Origin of the sequence: Enterobacteriaceae endosymbiont of Donacia crassipes (assembly GCF_012569785.1) — a bacterium.
In the GTDB taxonomy this organism is placed as follows: Bacteria; Pseudomonadota; Gammaproteobacteria; order Enterobacterales; family Enterobacteriaceae.
In genome coordinates this window covers 351710-353305 of record NZ_CP046202.1, presented here as the reverse complement: position 1 = coordinate 353305, position 1596 = coordinate 351710, and the positions used below count along the sequence as shown (strand labels likewise).

The following is a 1596-nucleotide window of genomic DNA, read 5'->3' as shown; positions in this document are numbered from 1 at the left end:
TAAAATTGAAGAGTTTGATCATGGCTCAGATTGAACGCTGGCGGCAAGCCTAACACATGCAAGTCGAGCGGCAGCGAAATAAAAGAAAGTTTTATTTTTTTTATTGTCGGCAAGCGGCGGACGGGTGAGTAATATCTGGGGATCTGCCTTATGGAGAGGGATAACTATTGGAAACGATAGCTAATACCTCATAATGTCTTTTAAAAGACCAAAGTAGGGGATTTTATATATTTATTTTATATAAAACCTTATACCATTAGATGAACCCAGATGGGATTAGCTAGTAGGTAGGGTAAAAGCCTACCTAGGCGACGATCCCTAGCTGGTCTGAGAGGACAATCAGCCACACTGGAACTGAGACACGGTCCAGACTCCTACGGGAGGCAGCAGTGGGGAATATTGCACAATGGGCGAAAGCCTGATGCAGCTATGCCGCGTGTATGAAGAAGGCCTTCGGGTTGTAAAGTACTTTCAACAAGAAAGAAACAATGAAATTTAATACATTTCATTATTGACGTTACTTGTAAAAGAAGCACCGGCTAACTCCGTGCCAGCAGCCGCGGTAATACGGAGGGTGCTAGCGTTAATCGGAATTACTGGGCGTAAAGAGCACGTAGGCGGTTAATTAAGTCAGATGTGAAATCCCTAAGCTTAACTTAGGAACTGCATTTGAAACTAATTAACTCGAGTTTCGTAGAGGGGGGTAGAATTCTAGGTGTAGCGGTGAAATGCGTAGATATCTGGAGGAATACCAGTGGCGAAGGCGGCCCCCTGGACGAATACTGACGCTCAGGTGCGAAAGCATGGGGAGCAAACAGGATTAGATACCCTGGTAGTCCATGCTGTAAACGATGTCGACTTGAAGGTTGTAAGCTTGACTTATAACTTTCGTAGCTAACGCGTTAAGTCGACCGCCTGGGGAGTACGACCGCAAGGTTAAAACTCAAATGAATTGACGGGGGCCCGCACAAGCGGTGGAGCATGTGGTTTAATTCGATGCAACGCGAAAAACCTTACCTGGTCTTGACATCCATGGAATTTAATAGAGATATTTTAGTGCCTTCGGGAACCATGAGACAGGTGCTGCATGGCTGTCGTCAGCTCGTGTTGTGAAATGTTGGGTTAAGTCCCGCAACGAGCGCAACCCTTATTCTTTGTTGCCATCAGTTAGGCTGGGAACTCAAAGAAGACTGCCGGTGATAAACCGGAGGAAGGTGAGGACGACGTCAAGTCATCATGGCCCTTACGACCAGGGCTACACACGTGCTACAATGGTATATACAAAGAGAAGCATCCTTGTAAAAGTAAGCGGATCTCACAAAATATATCTTAGTTCGGATTAGAGTCTGCAACTCGACTCTATGAAGTCGGAATCGCTAGTAATCGTAGATCAGAATGCTACGGTGAATACGTTCCCGGGCCTTGTACACACCGCCCGTCACACCATGGAAGTGGGTTGTAAAAGAAGTAAGTTGTTTAACCTTTGAAAAAAGGAGGGCGCTTACCACTTTATGATTCATAACTGGGGTGAAGTCGTAACAAGGTAACCGTAGGGGAACCTGTGGTTGGATCACCTCCTTTACTATCAAAATTCTA

At 45.6% G+C, this 1596-nt stretch carries 1 rRNA gene; it reads left to right on the top strand.

The annotated features are described in order from the left end of the window. Positions 1-2: 2 nt before the first annotated feature. Positions 3-1581: ribosomal RNA gene (locus GJT95_RS02325) — 16S ribosomal RNA — on the top strand. Positions 1582-1596: the final 15 nt, after the last annotated feature.